This window comes from Actinomyces provencensis (assembly GCF_900155435.1).
Lineage (GTDB): Bacteria > Actinomycetota > Actinomycetes > Actinomycetales > Actinomycetaceae > Pauljensenia > Pauljensenia provencensis.
Window position 1 is genome coordinate 1698874 of sequence record NZ_LT700212.1, and the last position, 25975, is coordinate 1724848.

A 25975-nucleotide genomic window follows, 5' to 3' on the forward strand; every position below is an offset into this window, starting at 1 on the left:
CCGGGCCCGACATCGGTGCCGTCGTGCCCCTCACGGAACCCATGGTCCTGGGCAGGCAGGGCGACGTGCCGCTCTCCACCGCCTCTGCCTCGCGCCGCCACGCTCGGGTGTCCCCGCTGCCGCCCGGGCACGCTCGGGGACGACACGGCCAGGAGGGGCACGGTGCGGCACGCCGCGGGTGGGCACGACAGGGACGAGGGCGACGCCCCCCAGTCGCCCGGGTGGAGGATCTCGCCTCCGCGAATGGGACCACCGTGGACTACCCAGGAGTCCTGCGCCGGAGCAGGCGCGTTCCCTCCTCACACTCGATGCCCTCCATGCCCTCCGCGCTCCGCCCGCCACCCCGGGCTCCGGCCCTTCCGGCAGAGGCGCCCGGGCCGGCCCCCGCGTCGACGAGGTCCCGGCCGCTCCCGGTGCCACCGGCGCCCACCGAGCGACCGGCACCCAGCGTGCCACCCGAGCCACCCGCGCCCAGCGTTCCCACCGTCCCCACCGCGACGGGGTCCGAGCGTGTCTCCCCCTCGCGGCGCGAGTGCCTGCGTGTGGGCTCGCGCGTGCGGATCGGGGAGGACGTCTTCGAGGTCCGCGAGCGCCCGGACTCACTCGTCTGGCCCGAACCTCCAGGGCGCCGAGCGCCGTCACCGATGGCTCTGGCACCGGTCGTGATGCTGGTCGGCTTCCTGCTGTGGCGGGTGTGGGCGATGGGAGGCGCACGCATGTCTCTGCTCCTCGCAGGGACCGTCGTGTCCGTTGCCGTGGTGGTCCTCGGGGTGCGCCGCTCCCGACGCTCCAGGAGGTGGGCCCGGTGGGATGCCGCCCACCTCGCCCTGCTGCTCGCCTCCTTGGAGTCGACAGGTCCTTCCGCCCCGGGACCGGAGCTCGGGGCACCGACCCACCCGGCGGCACCACGAGATCCTGGGCACGGGGCGGGATGGCTCTGGCCCGGACGCCCCGGGACCCGTGGCGCCCTGTGTGCGGACCTGGTCCCCGCGGACGGGGCCGCGGGCACCCCCGTGGTCGGGCTCGGCCCGTCGGAGCCCACCGGTCCGGGCACGGGAGCCGGTGGGTGGGCGAGTGGTCCCCTGCGAGCAGGACCGGCACGGGCTGCCTCCGGGCGATCACTCCCTGCAGGCGGGAGCGGCGGCGCAGCCACCCCGGAGACGGTCCGGCGGTTGGGTCTGGTCGGTCCGCGCGCCCTGGAGGCGGCACTGTGGTGGTGCGCGCAGGTGGCAGCCCGCACCGGAGGAGCCGTCGTCAGCCTGCCCCCGACCGCATCCTTCGGCACCGCCGGGATCCTCGGGAGCGGGTCGGACCGGAGCGACGACGGGAGCGGGGAAGCGCAGCAGTCGTTCGTGCTCGGCGACGGTGGCACACCCGTCCACGTCGTCGACTCGGACGTGTGCCCGCACTGTGAACGGACCGCAGCTGAGTCCGGCGGGGACGGGGACGGAGCGGGCGGGGCCGGAGGAGCGCCCACACCCCCGGGCAGGCACCACGTGCCGGCATCCGGGGAGACGGGCGGGGGTGCACCGCCGGCACTCCACGTCGGGATCGCGAGGGACTACCGCAGCCTCCCGCCGTGGTGCGACCGGGTCGTCGAGGACCCCGATCCACCTGTCTCACCACTGTGGTGGCGCCAGGTCGCGCGCGCCGTTCCTGCAGGTCAAGACCCTGTCGGCAACCGCGAGGGTCTGCCCTCCTGCGTCCTGCTCACCGAGCTCGGGCAGCTGCTCGCGGACCCCCTCGTCGCGGATGGCGCACAGGTCGACGAGGCCGCTCCCCCCGGGTCTGCGCACCCCGCCACTCCCGCCCCCACCACAGGTCACACGGGTCTGCCCGCGCTGATCGGCATGGGCGAGGGAGGACCCGTCACCATCGACCTCGTCCGCGACGGCCCCCATGCACTGCTGGCGGGCACGACCGGGTCGGGGAAGTCCGAGGCCCTGGCGACCTGGTTGCTCTCCCTCACCGGCAAGCACTCCCCCGACCGACTCCGACTGGTCCTCATCGACTACAAGGGGGGAGCTGCGTTGCGCCCGTTCGCGGCCCTGCCCCACACCGAGGAGGTCCTCACCGATCTGGACCCCTCGGCAACCGAGCGGGCACTGACGGGTCTGGGCGCCCTGCTCGTGAACCGCGAGCGCGAACTGGCCGACGTCGGTGTCCCCGACCTGGCGCGCTGGGAACTGGCACATGCACTCGGGCGGGCGCCGACACCACCACCGCGCGTGCTCGTCGTCATCGACGAGTTCCGCATCCTCGCAGACTCCCACCCCACCACCCTGGAGGCCCTGGTCAGACTCGCCGCCCAGGGCCGCTCCCTCGGGTTGCACCTGATTGCCGCCACGCAGCGGCCGGCGGGCGCCCTCACCCCGGCCATGCGCGCCAACATCGAGGTCCGCCTGGCCCTCAGGTGCGCGGAGGAGGCGGACTCCCTCGATGTCCTGGGTTCCGCTGCCGCCGCCCGCCTGCCGCGTCTGCCGGGTCGGGCGGTGCTGCGCGGCAGCGGAGTCCTCCAGGTGGCATGGGTCCCGGACATCGACGAGGAGGTCACAGCAGTCGCCCACTCCTGGGGACAGGGCGCCCCCGTCGCCGGGGTCATCTCCCCCACCACCAGTGACCCACGCGGACCCGTGCCCGTGGCCCGGGCACGACTGTGGGCCCCCGACCTGCCCGAACACTGCTCGTGGGCGGACATCCCCCGCATGCAGCCCTCCGTCCCGGCCCCGGTCCCGGCCCCGGGCAGCGCGATCACACTGCCACCCGTCCTCCGACCCGGCCACCCGTCCACGCCCCTCCCCACCGTCCCACCCGATGTCCCACCCGCCCTCCCCCTGGCACTCGCCGACCGCATCTCCGAAACCTCGCACGGCCCGCTGCTGTGGCGTTCCGGCGGCATCAGCGTGGAGGGGCCCGCATTTCGCAGCGGCGAGCTGGAGGCCCTCGCCCTGTCCCTCGGGACGCGCATCGCCACCGGACGCGCACTGCCACTCCACGCCTGTTCGCACGCGCACACACGCCCCGCGAGGTGTGTGACCTGGATCCGTCCCGACGACCCCGGCGTCGTCTCGATGCTGCTGGAAGGTGTCCTCCGGCACGGGCCCGCCGTGCTCGTCGTCACCGATGTCCAGTCGATGACCGAGGGCATCGACCGCGCCCTGGGTCCCGGCCGGGGCAGGGCCTGGTGGGGGCGGATCCTCGCATCCGCCGACCGAGCCGGAGTCGTCCTCGTCGTGGCCCGACCTGGTGACATCGGGGCAGCGTCCACGGGTGCGACTCCGCACCTGCCCCATCGTCTCCTGCTCGTGGGCAGCAGCGAGGAGGCGCTGCGCTCCGGCCTGCCCGCGAGTGCACCGACCTCCCGCGTCCCCGGTCGCGTGCTCGCCCGGGGCTTCGACGAGGGCGCCTCCGGACACCTCCGCTGCCAGGTCCCACTGGAGCCCTACCCGTCAGCAGCCGCACCACCGGCACCCCTGCCTGCCCACGCTGCGCCACCGTGGTGCGTACGCAGCGCTCCCGATGTCGACGAGCACCTTCCCGACTGGGCACTGGGGTGGGCTGGGCCCGAGCTGCTCCCCCTGCGGGTGCCCAGGGACCTGGACTGGGTGGTGGTCGCGGCGGACCCCGGCCCCGCCCTCCGCCGCCTGGAGGCCCTGCGCGCCCCCGCCCAACGGAGTGCTGCGCGGGCAGCAGGCTCGGTTCGTGGGTCGCGGCTCCCCGGAGCCGGTCCCGGTACCGGCTCCCCCACCGATCCCGGGGCAGATCCCGGGCCCGATCCCGGGCCCACGCTCGGCCCCGACCCCGTCCCGGGGGTCACCGTCGTGCACCCGGACCAGTGGCCGGCACTGCGCACCCTGGGTGCGCGCCCGATCATCGCCCTCGACCCCGGCGAGGAGGCCCTGCGCATGCTCGCCGCATCGTCGCGGGACTGCCCACCCTCCCTGCGTGCGATGGAGTGGGGTCTGCACTCCGGGGTCCTCGCCCACGCGGGCAGGGTGACCCGCCTCGTGCTCCCCACCCACTGACGAGGATCCGCCCGAACGGCCACGTCAGGGGCCTTCGGCGCCACCCGGGCTGCGTCCAGACCTTCTGCTCCTGGTCATGGACAGTTCAGGGGAGGGTCTTGAACGGGCCTGGTAATCGTCCACGGAGTCAACTGCCTCGCTGAAATGACACCGACGTGATGCTTCGCACACGGCAATCGGGAATCATGTGGCCATCGACTCTTGCCGCCCCTTGGGTCATGACCCAAACTGGACACCGTTGTTCGTCGAGTTGCTGACGTGTTGGGAGTTGTTCACCTCCCCTCACCACTGAATGGAGACTGTGGAATGGATTGGCGGAGCAAGGCAGCCTGTTTGAGCGTCGACCCCGAGCTCTTCTTCCCGATCGGAAACACCGGTCCGGCCATCGCCCAGGCCGCTGAGGCCAAGGCCGTGTGCCATGCCTGCTCCGTACAGACGGTCTGCCTGCAGTGGGCCATCGACAACAACCAGGACTCCGGTGTCTGGGGTGGCATGAGCGAGGAGGAGCGCCGCTCCCTCAAGCGCCGCGCCGCCCGCGCGCGTCGCGCCTCCTGAACACCGTCCTCCTCCGGACTCGACGTGGGGCCCGCACCGAATGGTGCGGGCCCCACGTGTTCCTGCCCCGGGGGCGTCCCGCACACCCAGTGGGTCAGACGGCCGGGAGAAGGCCACTCACCCCGACGGCTGCGCCCCGTGCGGTGACGGTCCGTGCGGTCCTGGCCCCTCCGGTGCTGGCCCGTGCGGTGGGGTTCCGTGCGGTGGGGTTCCGTCGGGGTCGATGACGTCCCCGTTGCGAGGCAGTGAGCCCCTGAACGTGACGGGCACCGCGGAGGCGTGCTCGACGTCCGTCCCGTCCATCGCCTGGATGTGGAGGTGGGGTTCGGTGCTGTTGCCGGAGTTCCCGCAACGCCCGATCTCCTCGCCGACCCGCACCCGCTGCCCCACCTCGACCGTCACGCTCCCCAGCCGGAGATGGCACAGGGCCACCACCACGACGACGGGGCCGTCACTCCTGATGAACACGTGGTTCCCCGCGAGCGCCCTCCACCCGTCCCGGGCCCGGCTGCCCTGGGTGAGCATGTAGGCGATGGACGGCAGACCGCGGTGCGCCGCGTGGTCCTCCTGGTCGTCCCGCGCGGCCAGGACGGTCCCCTCCAGGGGTGCCAGGACCGGGCGACCGAAGCCCGGGAAGCCCTCCGGAGGCTCAGGTCGCAGGAACGAGGCCAGCCTCAGGGGTGCCGTGCGTGCGCCCTCGTCGACGGGGACGAAGTCGATGGCGAAGGACGAGGCGAAGGAGGACGTGCCGTGGCTGGGCACACGGTCGGCCGGGCTGTTGCGCACGAGCCAGCGCCCGGCGAAGGGGTACTCCAGGTCGATGGGGGCTGCCATGGCTTCCTCTCCCGGACGGGTCGCACCGACACATGACATCTGACACCGGAAGGGATCCCCCCAGAGCAGGCCCCCCGGCGGGGCCCTGAAGCACACCCCGAGAACTCCCCTCGGGATCCGTGCCTTCGGTCAGTCCAGGTGCAGGCGCAGCGTGACGACCGTGCCGCCCTGCTCCCCCGGCTCCCACTCGATGGTGCCGTGGAGTTCCCCGCGCACCATCTGGTTGACGATCTGTGTGCCCAGGCCCGTCATGGGGGTCCCGGGCTCCAGTCCGACCCCGTTGTCGATGACACGGACCACGAGCACGCCGTCCTCGTCGCGCTGGGCGTCGATCTGCACGACACCGTCACGCCCGGCCAGCCCGTGCTCGACCGCGTTGGCGACCAGTTCGTTGAGGACGGTCGCCAGCGCCTGGGCGTAGTCGGCACCGACCATCCCGAACTTCCCCGTCGTCACCACGTCGACGGAGTGGTCGGTGGTGGCCACGGCTCCCGAGAGCCGCAGGATCGAGCGGGCGACCTCGTCGAAGTCGACCTCCTCCTCGACGTTCTGGGAGAGGGCCTCGTGGACCGTCGCAATGGCCTGGACGCGCCGACCCGCCTCGGCCAGTGCGGCACGCACCTCGTCCGACTGGCTGCGACGCGCCTGGAGACGCAGGAGCGCGGACACCGTCTGGAGATTGTTCTTCACGCGGTGGTGGATCTCGCGGATCGTCGCGTCCTTGGTCATGAGCTCCTGCTCGCGACGGCGCACCTCGGACACGTCACGGGTGAGGATCACCGCCCCCAGACGGGTACGTCCCTCCATGAGCGGCAGGGCCCGCATGGTCACGGTCGAGGCGTGGGCGCTGATCTCCACGCGCCAGGACGCACGCCCCATGACGACCACGGCCAGGGTCTCCTCGACCATCGTCTCATCGGAGACGACGTCGGTGATGTACTCCGCGAGGACGTGCCCGCGCATCGACTCCCGGATGCCGAGTCGACGCAGGCAGGAGACCGCGTTGGGTGTGGACTGCTGGACGACACCCTCCTCGTCCAGGAGGATCGCCCCGTCGAGCACGCGCGGTACGCCGTGAGTGGTCACCGTGGGTGTGGAGTCGTAGGGGTACTCCCCGCGGGTGATCATCTGACACAGCACGTCCGCCGCTGCCTGCGTCCAGCCCTGGGCGCCCAGTGACAGGCGGGGTGAGGAGATGTTGGACTCCCGGGTCATCACCGCAATGGTGCGGCCGTCGTGGAAGACCGGCACGCAGGTCTCCATCATCGAGTAGGTGCCCGCCCAACGGGCGGCCGCCGGCCGGATCACCGTGCCCGTGGCCACCGCCCGGTGCAGCTCGGCCTCGCGGGCCGCGGGCAGGTAGAGACCGATGATGTCGTCGAGGTGGACCGTCGCGGAGGTCGCGGGTCGGCAGTGTGCCACGGCCACGAAGCGGCCGTCATCGGCCGGCAGCCACAGGACCAGGTCGGCCGCAGCGAGATCCGCCAGGACCTGCCAGTCGGCGAGGAGGAGGTGAAGCCAGTCGATGTCCGACTCGGACAGCGGGGTCGCCGACGCCTCCTCCGCGAGTTGCATCAGGCTTCGCATGCCCCCACTGTAGTGCTGGGGGCCGGGGCCACCGGGCCACGGTCACCCGCGGCAACCCCCTCCCCGGGGGAGGCGCCCGGTACTGCCGGGCACGCTCGCGGCCAACCCGCCGACAGCCGTCCCGCTGACGGCCACTCCGCCGACGCCCGCAGCGCCGGCCCAGAACCCAGAACCCGGATTCCGGAACCCATCCCACATCCCAGCCCCGACCCCAGGAGGTCGCCATGCACATCAAGGACTCCTACACCTACCCCGCCACCCTCGAGCGCATCGGCGAGATGTTCGCAGACCCGGAGTACACGCGCTCCCGAGTGGCGGTGCGCGGCGTGGTCGACCCCCAGGTCCGCGTCACCGAGGAGGAGGGCACCACGACCATCGCGGTGGACGCCGACATCGACACCTCCGTGCTGCCCTCCGCCGCGCGTCGTTTCGTGCGCTCCGGGCTCAGCGTCAGCATCGTGGAGACGTGGGCGCCGGCCCAGGGCATGATCCGTCGGGGCACCACCGAGGTCAAGGTCAAGGGCGCTCCTGTCTCACTGCGTGCGGTCTCGGTGCTCACCGGGCAGGCCGGGACCACGACCCGGACAGTCGATGCGGACCTGTCGGTCTCCATCCCCCTGGTGGGTCGTCGTGTGGAGCAGGAGGCAGCCGGTTCGGTCCACTCCGTCATCCTGCGGGAACTGGGGTACGCCCGCACCTGGCTGGAGGCCCACCCGGAGCAGTGAGCCCCGGCACGACCCGACCGCCCCACCACCGCGCACCGCGCACGCCCCAGCGCGTCAGCGCGTCAGCGCGTCAGCGCGTCAACAGCGCACACCACGCTCCTCCCAGCTCCGGGGACCGCACACGCCCCACCGCGTGCCGGCCCCTGGTCGTCGACCACCCGACACCACACGCCGATCGCCGTTCACCTGCGTCCACCCCTGCCGCGTCCCCGAGCGCGCCTGCGTGCCACTGGACCACAATGGACCCATGAAGATCACACCGAAGGACTCCTCCCCCACCGCCGACGGCGGACCCACCCCTCCCCTGTTCCTGGAGCGCCAGGGCACCCGCCAGTACGTTGCACGCAATGCGCGCGGTGCCGAGCTGGTCCTGGGGGACGGTCCCGGCCGTTTCTCCCCCGGTGACCTGCTCAAGATCGCCCTGGCGGGATGCAACGCGATGTCCTCCGACCGCCGTCTGGAGAACGCGCTGGGCGAGGACTTCTCACAGGTCATCGGCGTCTCGGGCGCCTACGACAAGGAGGCCGACCGCTTCGACTCCTTCCAGGTCGAGCTGGTCCAGGACCTCTCCGGACTCGACGACTCCGCCCGGGAGGACCTGGAGCGCCGCGCCTCTGCCGCCATCGACCGCAACTGCACCATCGGCCACACCCTGGTGCGCGGCACGCCTTACACCAAGACCTTCACCTCGGAGCCCGCCGCCGAGGAGGACTGAGACCGTGAAGCTGCCCCGGAGCCGTCACCTGGTGCACCTGCCCCGCCGTGGGCGCTCCACCGGTCACTCCACCGAGGACGCCACCACCGACGACGCCACCGAGGAGGCCACCACCGACGCCGCCGGCAGCACCGCCGCGCCGGGGACCTGGCGCCACGCCGTCGACGTACCCCGTGCGGCCAGCCTGCGCACGGCACGCAAGCTGCGCGAGGACTTCCCCGGTGCCTCGCCCGCCCAGCTGGTGGAGATCGCGACGCGTCGTTTCATGCGCCGCGTCGGGGTGGAGAGCAGTGCGGTGGGTGCCGCCGCGGCCTGGCCGGGCGTCGGGACGGCGGTCTCTGCCACCGCCTCGGGCGCACAGCTGGTGGCCTTCGTCTCCGAGGCGGCGCACTACACCCTGGTCGTCGCCCACCTCCACGGCATCGACCTGCGTGACCCGGCCAAACGCACCTCGCTGGTGCTCGCGGTCCTCACGGGACGCGAGGGCGCGGAGTACATCTCCGCCCAGCTCGGCATCGAGTCGGTGGCGTGGTTCCGGGACTCCTTCCTCCAGATCCGCACGGCCTCCGCCCACCAGTTCAACCACTTGATGACACGCTGGCTGCGCTCGAAGGTCGTCAGCACGACCACCACCTCCACCCTGGGCAGGATGATCCCCTTCGGCGTGGGTGCGGCCGTGGGGTGGGGCATCGGGCGGACCATGGCGCGCCGCGTCGTGGAGGGCGTGCAGGTGGCACTGGGTCCCGTCCCCATCGACGAGGGCGACCCCCGCATCATCGATGTCCAGGTCGAGGACGACGACGGGGTGCCCGACGTGCCCTTCGAGGCACTGGTGCCACCGGGTGCGACACCCCCGACCATCGACGGCACGAGCGCCGGGCCGGTCCCCGAGGACTGAGCCCCACCGACAGCACGAACGCTGCGGAGCAGGCCGACGACCACCGGGACGCGGGAGGGCTCACGCTCCTCCCGCGTCCACCGACCCCGATCCGCCTCCCCGCGGACACCCCGCCCCCGCAGCGGCGGGACGCCCTCGTCAATGGGGCACAGACTTGGCACACTGGACCCGCTGCGAATGACGCGGCGACGGAGGAGTGAACGTGGAGGAATCAGTGGTGGACCGCCAGTACGAGGACCTCCTGGGCCGCATCATGGCCCGGGGCACCCCCAAGAGCGACCGCACCGGGACGGGCACGCGCTCCCTCTTCGGCGCGCAGCTGCGCTACGACCTCTCCCGCGGCTTCCCGCTCATCACCACCAAACGGGTGCACCTGAAGTCCGTGGTCGGGGAACTCCTGTGGTTCCTGCGCGGGGACTCCAACGTCCACTGGCTGCAGGAGCACGGGATCCGCATCTGGAACGAGTGGGCCGACGAGGACGGCGACCTCGGACCCGTCTACGGGGTCCAGTGGAGGTCGTGGGACGCCGGGGAGGGCCGCCGCATCGACCAGATCTCCCACGTGCTGGAGACCCTGCGCACCGACCCGGACTCCCGGCGCATGGTGGTCTCGGCGTGGAACGTCGGGAGCCTGCCGGACATGGCGCTGGAGCCCTGCCACGCCTTCTTCCAGCTCTACGTGGCCGAGGGCCGTCTGAGCCTGCAGCTCTACCAGCGCAGCGCCGACATGTTCCTCGGCGTGCCCTTCAACATCGCCTCATATGCGCTGCTCACCCACATGTTCGCCCAGCAGGCGGGCCTGGAGGTCGGGGACTTCATCTGGACGGGCGGCGACTGCCACGTCTACGACAACCACGTGGAGCAGGTGCGCGAGCAGCTCTCGCGCGAGCCCTACCCCTTCCCCCGGCTGGAACTGCACCGGGCTGCGTCGATGTTCGACTACGACTTCTCCGACGTCGAGGTCGTCGACTACCGTCACCACCCCGCGATCAAGGCACCCGTGGCCGTATGAGTGCCGGGGACACGAGGGGTGGGGTGGCCCCGGAGGGAACGGCCAGCAGCGCGACCGGGGACCGGGAGAGTGCAGGGCGAGGCCCGCTCATCGCCTCCATCTGGGCCCAGGACCGCTCACGCGTCCTCGGGACGGGCTCGGGCATGTTGTGGCACGTGCCCGCGGACTTCAGGCACTTCCGCAGCGAGACGCTGGGCTGCCCGGTGATCATGGGGCGCGCCTCGTGGGAGTCCCTCGGCGGGGCGCTCCCGCAGCGCCCCAACATCGTCATCACCTCCGACCCCGACTACGACGCACCCGGGGCGCAGGTCGTCACCTCCCTGGAGGCGGCCATCGACCTGGGCCGGGCACTGGCGAGGGACGGTGGGGCCTGCACCGTGTGGATCACCGGGGGCGGACGGGTCTACGCGGAGGCGATGGACTTGGTCGATGAGCTGGTCGTCACCGACCTGGACCTCGATGCCGTGGCGAGCGGGTACCGGGGACACCTGGTCCGCGCGCCCGAGATCGATCCGGCGGTGTGGAGGGTGGACCCTGCGCGCACGGACGCCGACTGGCGGCCCGTCTCCGGTGACGCCCGCTGGCGCGTCACCACCTGGCTGCGCCGCTGACCTCCCGCCCCGACCCCGGGGAGCCTGCTCAGGCGGGATCTCCCTCCGCTGCGGCACTCTGCCCGCCGGTCACCTCGGAGGGGACCAACTCGGGCGCGGTCAGCAGGCGCGGTGCCTGCTCCACCGTCCGCGGCGTGGGAATCACCTTGGACTCGTCGAGCGTCCCCAGCTTCCGGGCCGTCACCAGGACGCGGGTCTCCAGGGAACCGGCGAACTTGTTCCACGCGACCACCGACTTCTCCAGGCTGGAACGCATCGACTCCGCATGTCCCGCCATCACCGAGATCCGGGAGTACAGCTCGCGGGACAGGTCGAAGAGCTCCTTGGCCTGGTCGGTGAGCACCTCCTGCTGCCAGGCGTAGGCGACCGTGCGCATCACCGACCACAGGGTGACGGGGGAGGCCAACGCCACGCGCTTCTGGAAGGCGTGGTCCAACAGGCTCGGGTCCGCCTCCAGCGCGGCGGAGAGCAGTGACTCCGAGGGCACGAAGGCGATGACGAAGTCGGGGCTGGCGTCCAGGGCCTCCCAGTAGGTGCGCTTGGCGAGGGCATCGACGTGACTGCGCAGCGCCTTGACGTGGGCGGACATCAGCTCCGCGCGGCGGCGTCCCTCCTCCCCGTCGGCGTTGGCCGGGATCTCCATGGCACGGATGTAGGAGTCGAAGGGCACCTTCGCATCGATGGGCAGGGACTTGCCCCCTGGCAGGTGCAGGACCATGTCGGGACGCTTGCGCCCCTCCTCGGTGGACACCGAGGACTGCACGTCGAAGTCGACGTGTTCCACGAGCCCTGCGGACTCCACGATGTTGCGCAGCTGGGCCTCCCCCCATGCGCCCCGCACCGAGGTGTTGCGCAGCGCAGCTTCCAGGGCCGAGGTCGTGGCCCGCAGCTGTTGGTCGGCCTCACGCGCCCGGGCCAGCTGCTCCCCCAGGGCCCCGTACTGGCTCTGGCGCTCGCTCTCCATGCGTGTCACCGCGGTCTGGACGGCGGTGAGGCGGTCGCGCACGGGGGCGAGGGCCTCCAGGACCCGTCCCCGCTGCTCCTCCTCCCGGTGCTGGCGGGCGGCGGTGTCCTGCAGTTCCTGCTCCCGCACGCGGGCCTGCTCGGCGATGCGTGCCTCCAGGTCGCGCCGCTGCTCGTCGAGGCGCCGCTGGGCCTCCGCCCTCGTCGTCTCCAACAGCTCAGCGGCCTCCTGGCGCTGGTGCTCGTACTGGTCGACGCGCTCGCGCCACAGCTCCTCACTGCGCCCGCGTTCCTGCTCGAGCACCTCGATGCGGGCCCGGGCGGCCGCGAGCGCGGAGGAGAGCTCCGGAGCCGCCCCCGCCCGCAGTACCTTCCCGGCCGCCACCCAACCCAGCACCGCGCCGAGCACCACTCCTGCACACACCGCCACCACGATCGTCGCTGTCATGGCTGCAGGGTACGGCCGGACATGTGCACCTGGGTCGGGCCGGGTTCCCGCCGGCCGGCCCGGCCGTGCCCGCGTGGGGGGGCCGGCGGGCGTGGGCACGCGCACAGGTGCCGGCGGGCGTGGGCACGCGCACAGGTGCCGGTGGGCGTCGGGGCCCGCACAGGTGCCGGTGGGGCGCGGTGGGACGGGCGCGGAGGCAGGCAGAGTCCGTGGGGCGCGATCCGCACGCACTGCGGCCGACGCGGCCCCCGGCGGGGACCCTCGACGAGTGCGGTCCCACCCCTGTTCGCACCTGGGTCCCCACACCCGCTCCCGACCGGGAGATGGGTACCCTGTGGGGGGTCCACGCGCCGCTTACTCGTCGGGGCACAGGGGTGGACCCGGGTGGACGGATGGTCGGGTGGGAACCCGGTCGACTCCGCCCACCGCACACAGAGCCACCGAGAGGCCACCATGAAGTCCGCAGTCGTCTTCGCCAGCAAGCACTCCACCACTGCTGACATTGCCCAGCGCATCGCCCGGGAGCTGCAGGACGCGCGGCCCGGGGACCAGGACGTGGTGGTCCACGACCTCGCCGACGGCACCCCCGACCTGGCGTCCTTCGACCTGGTGGTCCTGGGCACCCCGATCTACGCGGGCCAGCCCCTGCCCGCCATGAAGGACCTCGTCCGCGCCGGCATCCCGGGCACGGCCCGTGTGGGTCTCTTCCTCATCGGCATGGTGCCCGACGCCGAGGGGCGGGAACGCGAGCTCGCCAACACCTACCCCGAGGAGCTGCGTGCGCGCGCGGTCGCGGTGGGCTTCCTCGGCGGTCGTCTCCGCCTCTCGCGGATGAACCGCTTCGAGCGCTTCGTGGTGACGCGCATGGCCAAGACCCGCACGGACGTGGACGCCATCGACGAGGACGCCCTCAGCCGTTTCGTCTCGGAGCTGCAGGGCTGAACCTGCGGACAGGTCGCCGGGGCCGCCCTCGTCCATGTCCTGTACCTCCCCCACGACCGGTCCGCCCCGCCACACAGCACCACCCCACCCGGGACCTTCGGCCCAGCCCCCGCCAGGACGTCCCCACCTGCACGAGCGCCCACCCCACTGCACGGACGCCCACCTCCGCCCCACTCCCGCCGCACGGGCTTGCACTCCTAGGCTGGTCAGGACAGCAATGACGCTCGACCGACCCTCCGAGGACCGATGGCCCACTCCACTCCTGGCCACCGCCAGGCCCGCCCCCACCCACACCCCGAGACCCGCGGGGCCGGCCCACGACCGGATCCGCACCCACACCCCCGCCCGCGGGCCCGCACCCTCCCCGCCCTGTTCCTCTCCGCCACGGCCGCACTCCTGGCCGGGTGCGGTGCGGGCACGGACGGCACCAGCGGGGGCGGCGGCACCGTCCACGGCGGCGAGGCCTCCCTGGAACTGCCCGACCTCGCCCCGGTGACACTGGCCTCGGGTATCTCCGGGCGCGCCCTCCTCGTCGTCGGCCTGGGGGTGTGCGTCCTCGGCCTGGTCTTCGGCCTGGTCACGTACCTGCAGCTCAAACGTCTGCCCGTGCACCGCTCCATGCTGCAGGTCTCGGAACTCATCTACTCCACCTGCAAGGCCTACCTGGTCAAGCAGGGACGCTTCCTCATGGTCCTGTGGGTGTTCATCACCGCGGTCATCCTCATCTACTACAAGTTCCTGGTGGGCTTCACGTGGAGCCGCACCCTCACCGTCATCGCGTTCTCCCTGCTGGGCATGGGTGGCTCCTACGTGGTGGCGTGGTTCGGGATCCGCGTCAACACCTTCGCCAACTCCCGCACCGCCTACGCCTCGCTGCGCGGGCGCCCCATCGACATCCACCGCATCCCCATGAAGTCGGGCATGTCCATCGGCATGGTCCTGATCTCCCTGGAACTGCTGATGATGCTGGTCATCCTCCTGTTCCTGCCCGCCGACGTGGCCGGGGCCTGCTTCATCGGGTTCGCCATCGGGGAGTCACTCGGCGCCTCCGCCCTGCGCATCGCGGGCGGCATCTTCACCAAGATCGCCGACATCGGCTCCGACCTCATGAAGATCGTGTTCAAGATCGACGAGGACGACCCCCGCAACCCCGGTGTCATCGCCGACTGCACCGGCGACAACGCGGGCGACTCGGTGGGCCCCAGTGCCGATGGTTTCGAGACCTACGGTGTCACCGGCGTCGCACTGATCACCTTCGTGCTGCTCGCCGTCCACGACCCCGCCCTGCAGGCCACCCTCCTGGTGTGGATCTTCGTGGTGCGCGCCGCCATGATCATCGCCTCCGCCCTGGCCTACGCGGTCAACGCGCGGTGGGCCCTGTCCCGGTGGCGTTCGGCCAAGCGCATGAACTTCGAAGCACCGCTGACCTCGCTGGTGTGGCTGACGTCCGTCCTGTGCATCGTCATCACCTACGCCACGACCTGGTTCGTCCTGGGTGACCTGGGGGGCGACGTCTGGCTGCGCCTGGCCACGATCATCACCTGCGGCACCCTGGCGGGCGCCCTGATCCCGGAACTGGTGAAGGTCTTCACCTCCACGAAGTCGCGCCACGTGCGCGAGACCGTCAAGAGCTCTCGCCAGGGAGGTGCCTCGCTGAACATCCTCTCCGGCGTGGTGGCGGGCAACTTCTCCGCCTTCTGGCTGGGCATCACGATCGTGGGCCTGATGGGCGTCGCCTACCTGATCTCCCTGGGCGGGCTCGGTGACCTCATGCTGGCCCCCGCCGTGTTCGCCTTCGGCCTGGTGGCCTTCGGGTTCCTCGGCATGGGGCCCGTCACGATCGCCGTGGACTCCTACGGGCCGGTCACCGACAACGCCCAGTCCGTCTACGAGCTCTCCCGCATCGAGCACGAGGACGACGTCGATGCCGAGCTCACCCGCGACCTGGGTGTGGCGCCGCAGTGGGAGACGGCCAAACTCATGCTGGAGGAGAACGACGGGGCCGGCAACACCTTCAAGGCGACCGCCAAGCCGGTCCTCATCGGGACTGCGGTGGTGGGGGCGACCACCATGATCTTCTCCATCATCATCGGGCTCACCGGGGGCCTGACCAGCGACATCGAGAACCTCTCGATCATGCACGCGCCCTTCCTGCTGGGGCTGATCACCGGCGGCGCGATCATCTACTGGTTCTCCGGAGCCTCCGTCCAGGCGGTGACGACGGGCGCCTACCGGGCGGTGGAGTTCATCAAGCGGACCATCCGCCTGGAGCCCGGCCAGGAGCGCGCCAGTGACGCGGACTCACGCAAGGTGGTGGAGATCTGCACCCAGTACGCCCAGCAGGGCATGCTCCAGATCTTCCTGGCAGTGTTCTTCGCGACCCTGTCCTTCGCCTTCGTGGAACCCTACTTCTTCATCGGCTACCTGATCTCGATCGCGATCTTCGGTCTGTACCAGGCCATCTACATGGCGAACGCGGGCGGGGCTTGGGACAATGCGAAGAAGGTCGTCGAGGTCGACCTCCACGCCAAGGGCACCGCCCTCCATGACGCCACGATCGTCGGTGACACGGTGGGTGACCCCTTCAAGGACACGTCCTCGGTGGCCCTCAACCCGATCATCAAGTTCACCACGCTGTTCGGACTGCTCGCCGTCAAGCTGGCCGTCAGCCTCACGGGTCAGGGCATGGGCACCCTGGTCCACGTCCTGGCCGTCGCCTTCTTCCTGGTCGCCGCCTACTTCATCCACCGCTCGTTCTACGGGATGCGCATCCAGACCGGCATCTCCGAGGACGAGGACGACACCACCTCGGAACCGATGGGAGTCACATCATGAGGATCGCCATCAAGCGGGACGCGACCATCGTCGACGAGGGCGGCCACGTCACCGGCCACGACGCAGGTGCCACCCTGGTCCGACGTCTCCTGCGGCTCTTCCCCGACGCGATGCTGGTGGGGCCCGGGGCACGCAGGTGCGAGGGCTTCGACCTGGTGCCCCTGGAGTTCATCGACCCGGAGGAGACCGTCCTCATCAACATGGACGTGGTCGACTCCCTGGGGGTGTGGAACACGCTGTTCCACTCCAGCGGGGGCATCCATCCCCGGATCATGAACTTCGTGTGGTGGCCGACGTCGTCCCTGGTGGAGGAGGTGCAGCTGGCCAGCTTCGCCCTGTCCTGCGCGCTGTTCCCGACCTTCGCCAACTCCGAGCGCACGGCCACGGAGGTCCGTGAGACGGTCGCGAAGTGGACGGTGGGGCGCCTGTCGGAGAAGGCGAAGCTGTCCTGGGTGAACCTGGGGTTCCGACTGGAGCACGTCCAGCCGCGTGAGGAACCCGAGGTGCCGGTGGTCCTCTACCCCGCCATCTACCTCTCCGAGCGCAAGGGCCCCCAGGAGTTCATGGCCATCGTCGACGAAGTCCACCGCCGCACCCCCATCGAGGTGGAGATGCGCCTGCACGAGTCCCACCTGGTCAGCGAGCCGGCCATGGAGATCTCCCGGCGCAACTGGGTCTGGGTGGGGCCCCTGACCGCGTCGCGCAAGTCCTACTGGCAGGCACTGGCCCACACCACGGCCTTCGTCGCCACCGCCACCGAGGAGTCCTACGGGCTCTCCTACGTGGAGGCCATGGGCGCCGGTGCCATCGGCATCCTGCCCGACCGGTTGTGGGCGCGGGCCCTGGTGCCCTCCCACTACCCCTTCCTCTACCGCACGCGGGAGGAGGCCGTGGACATGCTGGAGCGTGCCGTCACCGACACGGCCGCCTGCCGGGAGGAACTGGACGACCTGGTGGGGGGCAGCTTCGTGGAGTGGATCCAGCACCGCCACAGTGACGACGCCTTCGACCGTGAGATCCGCGAGCGCGTCCACACGTGGTTCGGGGAGTGAGGCGGGGCCACCGGGCAACTGACGACCACATCGTCTGAGGAGGGGGCGGGGCGCTGGTGCGCCCCGCCCCCTCCTCTTCCGTCCACGTCGGTCGCCTCACCTCGTCCTGGACACCTTCGCCCTGAGGTCCGCAGTGGAGGGAGCGGGATTGTTGGCGTACCACAGGATGATGTCCAGAGCCCTCAGCGGCGTGATCGGGACACGGGATTCCGTCTTCTCGACGGCCCTCTCCAGGCGTTCGTGGAGGGGCATCTGCTCACCCTGGTACGTGACGTTCTCGAGCATCAGAGCTCGCGCACGCAGCCAGTGGCCCTCCCCGCTGCGGGGAAGGCCCAGGGCCGTTGTCACCACGGCGTCCGAGATCGGGATGAGGCCCGGCCTCTTCCTCGCCATGAGCTTGCTGACCAGTGTCGGCCCCATTCCGTCCCTCTCACCGGTCACCTTGCTCTGCTTCCCGTCGTACCGGAGCGGCGCCCCGGCATTCCTTCGCAGGAGGTTCCACAGACACGACAAGGGCACGCCCTCGTCGGTCAGCTGGGCCTCATCGACCTCCCAGATCGGTGTCTCCGGCCCCGGAGCTCCCCCGAGGAGTGCTTCGATGATCTCCGCCTCGTCCTCAAGGATCCGTTTGACTGCCCTGGCCGGAACCTTCACCGACAGCATCTGGACGGCGAGCAGGTCCTCGGACGTGACCCGACACGAGTCGACCCCCAGGTTCCTCTTCTGTCCAAGGGAATCAACCAGGTGCCCGTCGAAGTTCCTGCAATAGTCCCGAAGGAGGTTGTCGGCGTATGTCTCGTCGTCCTCACGCCGGAAGATCTCCGGGACCTGCAGTTCAGCGCTTCTCGTCATCCGCGCATCGTCTCACCCGGGCAGGCTGGATTTCTCCACCACTGAGCCCTGTCCTGCACGGAAAGATGGGAGAGGCCCCTTCTCCCGTCCGCCGCGAAGTCCTCAGTCCTCCGTCGTGTCCCGCTTCCTCTGGAGGTAGGAGAGGAATGCGCCTGCCAGCCCGGTGAACAGCCACACGATGACCGCGGCGATCAGCCAGGTCGAGATCCGGTTCACCGAGACCCCGCCCGGCACGAGCGCCACCACGAGGAGCGAGACCAGGGTCGAGATGATGCCGACCCCACCCTCGAGGGCGGGGACGTGCTTCCCGATGAGCCGGGAGACCAGCGGGGCGAGCAACGCCTGGACGATCGTGAAGGTGATGACGGCGAAGACGAACGCCCCGAGCTGGACCTTGAACCCGGGAACGAGCAGGACCGCGACACCCAGACCGATCGCCGCGCTCGCCAGCGTCACACCGATACGGATGAGGAAGCGTGGCATGGGAGGACCTTTCGTCGTGCGCGGGTCGTCTGGACCCGGCTCCCGGTCCCGGCAGGGGTGCCGGGTCCGCAGCGCCCCGGGGAGCACCTGTGCACCATTGTGCTCGACGTGTGGGGTCTTTCGTGTCAGCCACGACCACCGCGGGGGCCGACCACCGCGTGCCCGTCCGCCCGTCCGCCCTGCACTAGCGTGGGCACCGACTTCGTGTCTCCGGGAAGGACCTGACCGTGGAGCTCCCCCTCTGCCTCGCCGACCGCATCGCCCTGCTGGCGCAGCGTGCGCCGGGCGCCGCTCGGATCCCGGCGGACATCTCCTTCGCAGAGGTCCCGGCACGCACCCACCGGGTCAGGGTCCCCACCCGTCTGGGCCCCGTCGACGCGACCGTCCACCAGCCCGCTGGGGGTCCCGGCAGCGGGGGCGTCTACGTCAACCTCCACGGGGGCGGATTCGTCCTGCGTCACCCGGAGCAGGACGATCCCCTGTGCCGCTACCTGGCGGCCCACGCGGGTGTCACGGTGCTCAACGTGGACTACGGGACCGCACCCCAGCTCCGCTTCCCCGGTGCCGTGGCGCAGGCCCACGACGTCGCCGTGTGGGCCGCCTCCCCCGACCGTCCCTGGGACGGGTCGCGCCTGGTGGTGGGCGGACAGTCGGCGGGCGGTGCACTCGCTGCGGGTGTGTCCCGCCTGGCGCTGGAGGAGGGCGGGCCGGACATCTCCCTCCAGGTCCTCATGTACCCGCCCCTGGACCTGACCGTCCCGTCGTGGACGAAGAGGGCGCCGGGCACCGAGGCGCTGCTGGTGTGGATGGGACCGGTCTTCGACCGCGCCTACTGCCCTGATCCCCGCAGACGCCGCCACCGACCCGCCTCACCGGCCTCGGGCTGGGACACCGCCTCACTGGCGGGCATCGCGCCGGGCCTCGTCGTCACCGCGCAGAGGGACATCCTGCGCGCCGAGGGCACCCGCTATGCCACCCGCTTGGAGGTGGCCGGCGCGCTGGTCGCCCACGTCGACGTGGACGGGGTCGGGCACGGCTTCAACATCCTCGGCGCGCCCCGCAGCGTCGTCCAACCCGTCTGCGACCGCATCGTCGAGGAGACCCGTCGGGCGCTCTCCTGACCGTCGGCACCCACCACCCCAGCACCCACCACCTGCGGCACCTCCCAGCGGTCCGGGCTCCCCCGGAACGGCACCGCCCTCGTGAGGGAGCCCCTTCCGTCAGGGTGTCGCCCTCGCACCTGCGACGACCACTGGCGAGGTGCCGCCGCACGCGAGGCCCCTCAGTCGTCGGTGCGCCCCATCGCGCGCCCCCGCACCCAGTACGCCTGGTGCTGGACCGCCCCGCGAGGCACACCGGCATCCAGGAGCGCGCGACGCACCCGGCGGGTGGGTGTGGACTCCAGCGCGACCCAGGCCCAGTCGGGCGCCTCCGTCACTCCCCAGGTCCGGGTCGACGCGGGTCACCCGCCCGGGAACGTCCCCCCGTGGCAGCCACTGGTCCTCCGGGGCCTGGAGGACCACCTCCGCCGTGCACGAGGGCGGCGCCGCCGCGAGCGCGTCGGCGATGGCGGGGACGGAGGCCGGATCACCGACCAGCAGGAGCCGGGTCCCGGCCACGGGTGGGCGGTACCTAGTCCCGCCGTAGAGCTGGGCGGGGACCCGGGCCCCGGTCTGCACCCCCAGGGCCCAGCGCGAGGCGGGACCGGCGGGTTCGTGGTGGAGGAGGTAGATGGTCGCCTCCGCCGCGTCGTGGTCCATCTCCACGAGCGTGTAGCCCCGCTGGTGTTCCCTGTCCCCCTCGGGGATCCACAGTCGCACCCAGACGGTGGGGGGAAGCTCCCGGGTCCGGCCGTGTCCCAGGAGGTCCTCGTTGTGCACGCGGACCCGCTTGTAGTCCCCCGCCGGAGCGACGTCGCGGATGTCGAGTTCGAACTCGGGGGCGCGCAGCACGTTCAGGACGGCCCCCTGGTAGCCGCGACCCATCTCCACTCCGATCTGAGGTGAGGCTCACCTTCCCTGGTGGGGATTGTCGCAGGTGCGCCGCCCCGGGTCCAGACCCCACCCCTCGCCGAAGTCCGCTCTGTTCCGGGGTCGAAGTCCGCCCTGTTCTGGGCATGAGGTCCGCTCCCGTGGGGCGACCCCGAGCCCTGGTCCATCCACCCGACGCATGTCGGATCCCGGACGTCCACGCCTTCCCCACTCCGGTCGCCCTCGCGCGGGTGACCGCGACTCGCGGCCCGGCCCAAGTGGGCCACGCGGTACGCACGGGCCGCTGCCCACCCCCAGCGCGGCCCGCATCGGGAGCCTGCAGACGCACCGGCGGCGGATCAGAAGGCGGAGAGGACGACTCCGGTCGTCAGGGCACGGTCGGAGGCAGCGTTCACCAGACGGCGCACGGAGTCGTAGGGTCCCTCGGCCAGCAGTGGTTCACCCTGGGCCGTGTCCCCCGACCAGCGCAGGACCAAGGAGGGGTCAGGGGTGAACTCCTCACCCGGCCCCATGATGATCACGGCCGCGGCGTGGACGCGGGGGTCGTCCTCGCTGCGGACCACGACCTCGCGCACTGACGCGAGCCGCTCCACCGAGCGCGCGAGCTGTCGGCACCTGCGCTCCGAGGCCCGGAACGTCAAGGTCACGTCGGCCATCCCGGCCCCCGGCACCCCCGTGGCGATGGAGTCGACATTGACGCCGCGCGTGGAGAAGACGCCCGCGAGCTGGGTGACCACGCCCGAACGGTCGGCGGTGCGCACGATGACGACCCACCCGGGGTCCTGGTCGATCTCCCCGGCGGCCCTGTTGGAGGGGGCCGCCGAGGGGACAACGGTCTGAACGGTCTCAGGGCCGTCGGAATCGGTGGCGGGTCGCGGATCGGTCTCAGACATGGGCCACCTCCTGCAGGTAGGGCTCGCACAGCTGCCGGATGTGGGCGCTGGTGGCGGCCAGGAGCCTCTCCTCATCCGGGGCCAGGTCGGTCAGCAGCGCCCGCGACCATCCCTCCGGACCGAGGACCACCGGCACCCCGAGGACCCCGGTGACGGGCTGTCCCTCCAGGGTGACCTCCCCCTCCAGGGGTACCTGCCCCGCCACGACGATCTCGCGTCCGTCCATGAGGGTCGCCACGAGTTCCACCGTGGCATTGGCGGTGCCCACCGCGGTGCGGGCCCCGGACTGGTGCGTCATCCACGCCCCCACCACCATGCGCAGGTCGGGGGGAAGGGTCTCGACGAGGTCGAAGGCCTGGGCCACGTCCTCGCTCGCCACGTCGCGCAACCGGGTCTGGGCGGCGGCGATCTCCTCGGAGAAGGTGTCGAGCGACCTGGGACCGCGGATCCGGCGCACGGCCGCGGCCCGCTCGGGCACGTCCAGCCCCGCGACGCGCACCGAGGACCACAGCGGCACCACGCCGTTGCCGTGCTGGCCCGCGGCGAAACCGGAGATGCGGTGGCGGCGCATGCCGAGCGACCCGGCGATCTCGCGGCGCAGGCGCAGGGTGTCCAGCCACGCCCCCATGCCGATGACCTGGTGGCGGTCGAGGACCTGCGCCATCATGGCGACCCCGAGCTCGACGGGGTTGGTGACCATGATGACCACCTCACGCCCGGAGGCGTGCTCGGCGAAGGCCTGCGCGTAGGAGGCGAACACGCGCGCGTTGGTGGCGGCGAGGGCGTCGCGGTCCGCCGAGGCACCGGGCCTGGGCGGGGCGGTGGCGCCGGCTGCGAAGACGACCACGTCGGCGACGACCTCGCTGGGGTCCAGGGCCACGTCGATCATGGGGGCGACCTCGTCGTAGGCGTCGAGGAGGTCCGCGCGGAACCCGTGGACCGCGGGCCCCGAACTCCCCCCGGCGCGCCCCACCAGTTGGAGGCGTGACGAGGGCGGGAGCACCTGCCGTTCGATGAGCTGGATGCAGACCTCCCGCCCGACTGCTCCGGTCGCACCGATCACTGCCACATCCATGTGCAGCACTATAGGTCCGTTTGGTCATTTCTTGGTATGCGGGCGAGGTCGCCCCCCGGTCACCGACTCGCATACCGTGCAGCCATGGACGTCGGCGCGGTCCTCGCAAGTGGTCTGGCGGCAGGACTCGCCGTGGCCATGCCCCTGGGACCGGTCGGCGTGCTGCTCCTCCGCGAAGGGGTGCAGCGCGGACCACGCGACGCCTGGCCGGCTGCGGCCGGCGTCGCGCTGGTCGACACGCTCTACTGCCTGCTGGCCGCGACCGTGGGCGCGGCGGCCTCCCCCTTCATCGACACGCTCGGTGTCTGGCCGGGCGTCATCGGTGGGAGTGCACTGCTCCTGATCGCGGCCTCGGGACTGTGGCGTGGCACCGTCGGTGGGACCCGGACCGCTCCGGGCTCCCCGGCGGACGCGACACCACCACCCCTGGGTGCAGGGGCAGGGAGGGGAACGGGTGGCCCGGCCCGCTTCCTCACCTTCGTCGGCCTCACCCTGGTCAACCCCGCGACGCTCGTCTACTTCGCCGCACTCGTGGCGGGGCTCCCACAGGTGGCCGGGGACGCCACGTCCGTCCTCCTCTTCGTGGCGGCCGTGGGCTTCGCCTCACTGGCCTGGCAGGTCCTCCTGGTCTGCGCGGGCGGGGTCCTGCACCGCCGCGCGGGCCCGGGTCTGCAGCGCGTCACCGTGGTCGCGGGCAACTCGGTGGTCGCGGTGCTCGGGGTGGGCATCCTCCTCGACGCGCTGGGGTGAGGAGCGCCCGCGTCCCGCGGTGGGGTCAGTCGCGGTCCACGAGTGCGGAGGCGAACTCGCCGGCGAAGCGGTCGACGCGGTCCCAGTCGGTGTAGACCTCGTGGACGGTGGGATCGGTGGGCTTGCCGGTGCGGCTCATGATCAGCTGGATGAGGCGACGGTCGACAGGGTTGTACCTGGGGTAGTCGAGTTCACCGGCGAAGACCTCCCGCACCGTGGGCTGCCAGGGGGTGCGCTCGAGGAACTTGCGGGTGTAGGCGTTGGTGTCCACCTGGTCCTTGCCCGGTTTGGTGGCCACGAGGTTCACCCCGAAGAACGCGCTCGGCATGCCCCCGAGCACCTCGGCGTTGCGCTCCGCGAAGCGCCACAGGGACCTCGAGAAGTACCCGTAGCGCACGGAGGCCCCGACCAGGACCGCCCGGTGCCGCGCGGGGTCGACGCGCGTGTTCCGTCCCAGTTCCTGCAGCTCAGGAGCGTGCCCGGCCTCCTCGAGGCGGTCCGTGATCCGCTGGGCGATGCGGGTCGTGTGGCCGAAGCGGCTGGAGTGCAGGACGAGGATGTCCACGGTGTCGTTCCAATCCCTGGGTGGGTCCGCGCCGGGGTGGTCGCGCCCGTCAATGGTAGGCGGGACCGCACCACCCCAGTCGCGACGCCGTGTCACCTCACCCGGGGCCGCGCCCGCACGCACGGGCACGCGCACTCACTGGTAGAGGCGCAACCCCGAGGGCGTCAGGGAGAAGCCCGCCTCCCGCAGCAGGTCCTCCACGGGGGTGCGGTGCACGGGTTCGCCACTCACGGTCTCCACGGTGACCGGGGTCAGGCCCCCGCGCCGGATCGCCTCCACCCAGGCTCGGCAGGCGGCCGCGAGGTCGGCGTGGTCCTCGCTGAGGGCCAGCAGCGCCCGTCCCCCGCCCGGGGCCCACAGCACGGCCCGCCCTCCGCGCAGGACCACCCAGGACCCGGCCCTGCGGGTGGGGGTCCCGTGCGAGGGCGCCTCCGTGGAGCCTTCACCGTCGAGGGGTGACCCACCTCCCGGCTCCCCCTCCGACGGACGTGGACCGGTTCCAGCGGGGCCGAGGCGCACCACCGGCGGCCAGTCCAGCACGGACCCGAAGGGGTTGGCCGGGTCCAGGCAGGACAGGGCCACGGTGTCCGCCTCGCCGTGGTTCCCCTCGAAGCCCCTGAGCCGGTCCACCGCCCCCCGGTCGGCGAACTGGGCACCGCCCAGACCCGCCACGAAGTGGCCGCGCAGCACCCGCCCTCCGTCCTCGAGGACGCGCAGGACGGGCAGCACGGCACTGAAGCCGCCGGGGACGCCCTCGTCGGCGACGCCACCGCGGGAGAGGACGCCGTGGCGTGCCACGAGGGTCTCCGCCCGTACCAGGGCCCGTTCCGTCGGGGACACTCCCCCGCGGTCCAGCAGTGACCAGCGTCCTCCCAGCCGTGCCTGGACGGGGGCCCGCGGACCCGGTGCACGCCGCAGGCCCGTGCGGGGACGCATCCGGACCCTGGACGCCGGTGTCGCCCGCACGGCCCGCGCCCGCGCGCTGCCCCCACCCCCCAGCAGGGCGCGGACCGGCGCGTAGGTGTCGTTGGTGACCAGTCCCTGCCACACGAGTTCCCACAGTTCGTCCCCGACCTCCGCCGACGAGGGCGCGAACTCCCCGCCCATCCGGTCGATCACGAGGTGGCGCAGCTGGTCGATGAAGTAGCCTCCCCCGTCGCCGAGGATCTCCAGCATCGCGGAGCGCAGGTCCGTGGCTGCCCCGTCGGGTGCCGACCCGGGGAGGGCCGCCGCCGGAGTCGCCGGAGTGCCNTCATCCGCACCCAGGCGTCCGGCCCCGCACCACACGACCTCGCCGGTGGCGGTCAGCTGGTCCAGCAGCGCCCCGTGGTAGCCGGGAACCCTGGCGGGCAGGACCTGCGACTCCCATACGGAGGCCGGCAGGGCCAGTCCGGCCAGTTGGTCGAGGGCACGCAGGACGCCCTCGACGCCCTCGGCCCCCACGCCCGTCGCGCCCACGCCGTGCCAGTCCTGAAGGAAGCGGACGAAGGCCGCCGGTGCCACCGGGCGGGTCGCCTCACGCGCCGCAGCGAGGGAGCGCAGGCGCAGGGTGCGCAGCACCTCGGTGCCGATCCACTCGTGCCCGCCACGGGGGTCGCCCGGTGTGCCCTCCTCCCCCGCGACCGCACCCGCGCCTGCACGACAGCCAGCACCGGTCCCGGCACCCGCACCCGCGTCGTCGGCGGCACCTGCCGCGTCCGCCCCATGCCCATCCACTCGCACCCCGGCACCGACACCCGGACCGAAGCGGCCCCGCACCACACGGTCGCGCCGTCGCAGGTCCTCGAGGACGGGGTCGACCACCGCGACACCCACACCGAACCGCTGGGCCAGGGAGGAGGTGGTGAAGGCCGTGTGCGTGCGCGCATGCCTCTGGACGAGGTCGCCGAGCGGGTCCTCCACCGGTTCGAGGAACACGCCGTCGACGCCCGCGGGCAGTGCGACCCCCAGGGCGTCACGCACGCGGGCGGCGTCCTCCACGGCCACCCACACCCGTCGGGCCCCGAGCCCCACCTCCAGGGCCCGCCCCTGGGCGGCGAGATCCTCCAGGTGGGGGCGGGCCCCGGCCGGATCCTCGCTGCGGGCGGCGACCTCCGCGGCATCCAGGGGGCCGAGCTCCCGCAACAGGTCGGCCACGCCCTCCACCCCGCGGGCCCGGCGCCCC

22 protein-coding genes are annotated in these 25975 nt (G+C 72.0%); 12 read left to right on the forward strand and 10 right to left on the reverse strand.

All coding sequences use genetic code 11. From position 1 onward, the window contains the following. Nucleotides 1-554 precede the first annotated feature (554 nt). Nucleotides 555-4025 carry an FtsK/SpoIIIE domain-containing protein gene (locus BQ9890_RS15295; RefSeq protein WP_195907645.1) on the forward strand — a complete coding sequence of 1157 codons (3471 nt, stop codon included), beginning with the start codon at nucleotides 555-557 and terminating at the stop codon, nucleotides 4023-4025. 306 nt (nucleotides 4026-4331) lie between these two features. Continuing rightward, on the forward strand, nucleotides 4332-4580 hold the full coding sequence (locus tag BQ9890_RS07530; protein ID WP_075890528.1) for a WhiB family transcriptional regulator: 249 nt from the start codon (nucleotides 4332-4334) through the stop codon (nucleotides 4578-4580). A gap of 117 nt (nucleotides 4581-4697) precedes the next feature. Here the strand turns inward: BQ9890_RS07530 and BQ9890_RS07535 are convergent, their stop codons facing one another. Both BQ9890_RS07535 and BQ9890_RS07540 read right to left on the reverse strand, forming a co-directional pair. After that, on the reverse strand, nucleotides 4698-5414 hold the full coding sequence (locus BQ9890_RS07535; protein ID WP_075890530.1) for a M23 family metallopeptidase: 717 nt from the start codon (nucleotides 5412-5414) through the stop codon (nucleotides 4698-4700). 129 nt (nucleotides 5415-5543) lie between these two features. Next, entirely contained in the window at nucleotides 5544-7001 is a 1458-nt protein-coding gene (locus tag BQ9890_RS07540) for a sensor histidine kinase (RefSeq protein ID WP_075890532.1), read from the reverse strand. 224 nt (nucleotides 7002-7225) lie between these two features. Here BQ9890_RS07540 and BQ9890_RS07545 point away from each other — a divergent pair, with 224 nt between their 5' ends. The 5 genes from BQ9890_RS07545 (at nucleotide 7226) to BQ9890_RS07565 (ending at nucleotide 10962) form a co-directional block, all read left to right on the forward strand. Further along, entirely contained in the window at nucleotides 7226-7726 is a 501-nt protein-coding gene (locus BQ9890_RS07545; RefSeq protein ID WP_075890534.1) for a DUF2505 domain-containing protein, read from the forward strand. Nucleotides 7727-7973: 247 nt separating this feature from the next. After that, entirely contained in the window at nucleotides 7974-8441 is a 468-nt protein-coding gene (locus tag BQ9890_RS07550) for an OsmC family protein (RefSeq protein ID WP_075890536.1), read from the forward strand. Between the two features lie 4 nt (nucleotides 8442-8445). After that, a complete protein-coding gene (locus BQ9890_RS07555; RefSeq protein WP_075890538.1) occupies nucleotides 8446-9339 on the forward strand; it encodes a hypothetical protein in 894 nt (297 codons plus the stop codon). A gap of 253 nt (nucleotides 9340-9592) precedes the next feature. After that, entirely contained in the window at nucleotides 9593-10351 is a 759-nt protein-coding gene (locus BQ9890_RS07560; protein WP_230298013.1) for a thymidylate synthase, read from the forward strand. Further along, on the forward strand, nucleotides 10348-10962 hold the full coding sequence (locus BQ9890_RS07565; protein ID WP_078062318.1) for a dihydrofolate reductase: 615 nt from the start codon (nucleotides 10348-10350) through the stop codon (nucleotides 10960-10962). The genes BQ9890_RS07560 and BQ9890_RS07565 overlap by 4 nt, the downstream gene beginning before the upstream one ends. Before the next feature lie 28 nt (nucleotides 10963-10990). Here the strand turns inward: BQ9890_RS07565 and rmuC are convergent, their stop codons facing one another. Next, complete coding sequence (gene rmuC, locus BQ9890_RS07570; RefSeq protein ID WP_075890540.1) at nucleotides 10991-12373, reverse strand: DNA recombination protein RmuC; 1383 nt, start codon at nucleotides 12371-12373, stop codon at nucleotides 10991-10993. Between the two features lie 453 nt (nucleotides 12374-12826). Between rmuC and BQ9890_RS15875 the strand changes: the two genes are divergently transcribed. The 3 genes from BQ9890_RS15875 to BQ9890_RS07585 all read left to right on the forward strand — a co-directional run bounded on the left by BQ9890_RS15875 (nucleotide 12827) and on the right by BQ9890_RS07585 (nucleotide 17202). Beyond that, entirely contained in the window at nucleotides 12827-13315 is a 489-nt protein-coding gene (locus tag BQ9890_RS15875; protein WP_195907646.1) for a flavodoxin domain-containing protein, read from the forward strand. A 246-nt stretch (nucleotides 13316-13561) separates the two neighbouring features. Then, the gene (locus BQ9890_RS07580) at nucleotides 13562-16150 is read left to right on the forward strand and encodes a sodium-translocating pyrophosphatase (RefSeq protein WP_230297872.1); all 2589 of its coding nucleotides are present in this window, start codon (nucleotides 13562-13564) and stop codon (nucleotides 16148-16150) included. Next, nucleotides 16147-17202 (forward strand): glycosyltransferase, encoded by a 1056-nt coding sequence (locus BQ9890_RS07585; RefSeq protein WP_075890544.1) that lies wholly within the window; start codon nucleotides 16147-16149, stop codon nucleotides 17200-17202. Before BQ9890_RS07580 ends, BQ9890_RS07585 begins: the two co-directional genes overlap by 4 nt. A gap of 96 nt (nucleotides 17203-17298) precedes the next feature. Here BQ9890_RS07585 and BQ9890_RS07590 read toward each other — a convergent pair whose 3' ends face one another. Together BQ9890_RS07590 and BQ9890_RS07595 are read right to left on the reverse strand one after the other, a co-directional pair. Next, nucleotides 17299-18054, reverse strand: a complete 756-nt coding sequence (locus BQ9890_RS07590) for a DUF6308 family protein (RefSeq protein ID WP_075890546.1) — start codon at nucleotides 18052-18054, stop codon at nucleotides 17299-17301. Nucleotides 18055-18156: 102 nt separating this feature from the next. After that, on the reverse strand, nucleotides 18157-18537 hold the full coding sequence (locus tag BQ9890_RS07595) for a phage holin family protein (RefSeq protein WP_043536832.1): 381 nt from the start codon (nucleotides 18535-18537) through the stop codon (nucleotides 18157-18159). 227 nt (nucleotides 18538-18764) lie between these two features. Between BQ9890_RS07595 and BQ9890_RS07600 the strand changes: the two genes are divergently transcribed. Continuing rightward, a complete protein-coding gene (locus BQ9890_RS07600; RefSeq protein WP_230297873.1) occupies nucleotides 18765-19658 on the forward strand; it encodes an alpha/beta hydrolase in 894 nt (297 codons plus the stop codon). 99 nt (nucleotides 19659-19757) lie between these two features. Here BQ9890_RS07600 and BQ9890_RS17040 read toward each other — a convergent pair whose 3' ends face one another. From BQ9890_RS17040 to BQ9890_RS07615, 3 genes are all read right to left on the reverse strand, one after another. Beyond that, nucleotides 19758-20522 (reverse strand): siderophore-interacting protein, encoded by a 765-nt coding sequence (locus BQ9890_RS17040; protein WP_456047831.1) that lies wholly within the window; start codon nucleotides 20520-20522, stop codon nucleotides 19758-19760. A gap of 344 nt (nucleotides 20523-20866) precedes the next feature. Continuing rightward, nucleotides 20867-21421 (reverse strand): ACT domain-containing protein, encoded by a 555-nt coding sequence (locus BQ9890_RS07610; RefSeq protein WP_075890548.1) that lies wholly within the window; start codon nucleotides 21419-21421, stop codon nucleotides 20867-20869. Continuing rightward, the gene (locus BQ9890_RS07615; RefSeq protein ID WP_075892898.1) at nucleotides 21414-22496 is read right to left on the reverse strand and encodes a lactate/malate family dehydrogenase; all 1083 of its coding nucleotides are present in this window, start codon (nucleotides 22494-22496) and stop codon (nucleotides 21414-21416) included. Before BQ9890_RS07615 ends, BQ9890_RS07610 begins: the two co-directional genes overlap by 8 nt. A gap of 84 nt (nucleotides 22497-22580) precedes the next feature. On the opposite strand from BQ9890_RS07615, the gene BQ9890_RS07620 reads away from it, so the two are divergent. Then, nucleotides 22581-23246, forward strand: coding sequence for a LysE family transporter (locus BQ9890_RS07620; RefSeq protein WP_075890550.1), 666 nt, complete (start codon nucleotides 22581-22583; stop codon nucleotides 23244-23246). Between the two features lie 25 nt (nucleotides 23247-23271). Here the strand turns inward: BQ9890_RS07620 and hemG are convergent, their stop codons facing one another. After that, the gene (gene hemG, locus BQ9890_RS07625) at nucleotides 23272-23811 is read right to left on the reverse strand and encodes a menaquinone-dependent protoporphyrinogen IX dehydrogenase (protein ID WP_075892900.1); all 540 of its coding nucleotides are present in this window, start codon (nucleotides 23809-23811) and stop codon (nucleotides 23272-23274) included. 135 nt (nucleotides 23812-23946) lie between these two features. Beyond that, complete coding sequence (locus tag BQ9890_RS17045) at nucleotides 23947-25956, reverse strand: Lhr family ATP-dependent helicase (protein WP_075890552.1); 2010 nt, start codon at nucleotides 25954-25956, stop codon at nucleotides 23947-23949. Nucleotides 25957-25975 lie beyond the last annotated feature (19 nt).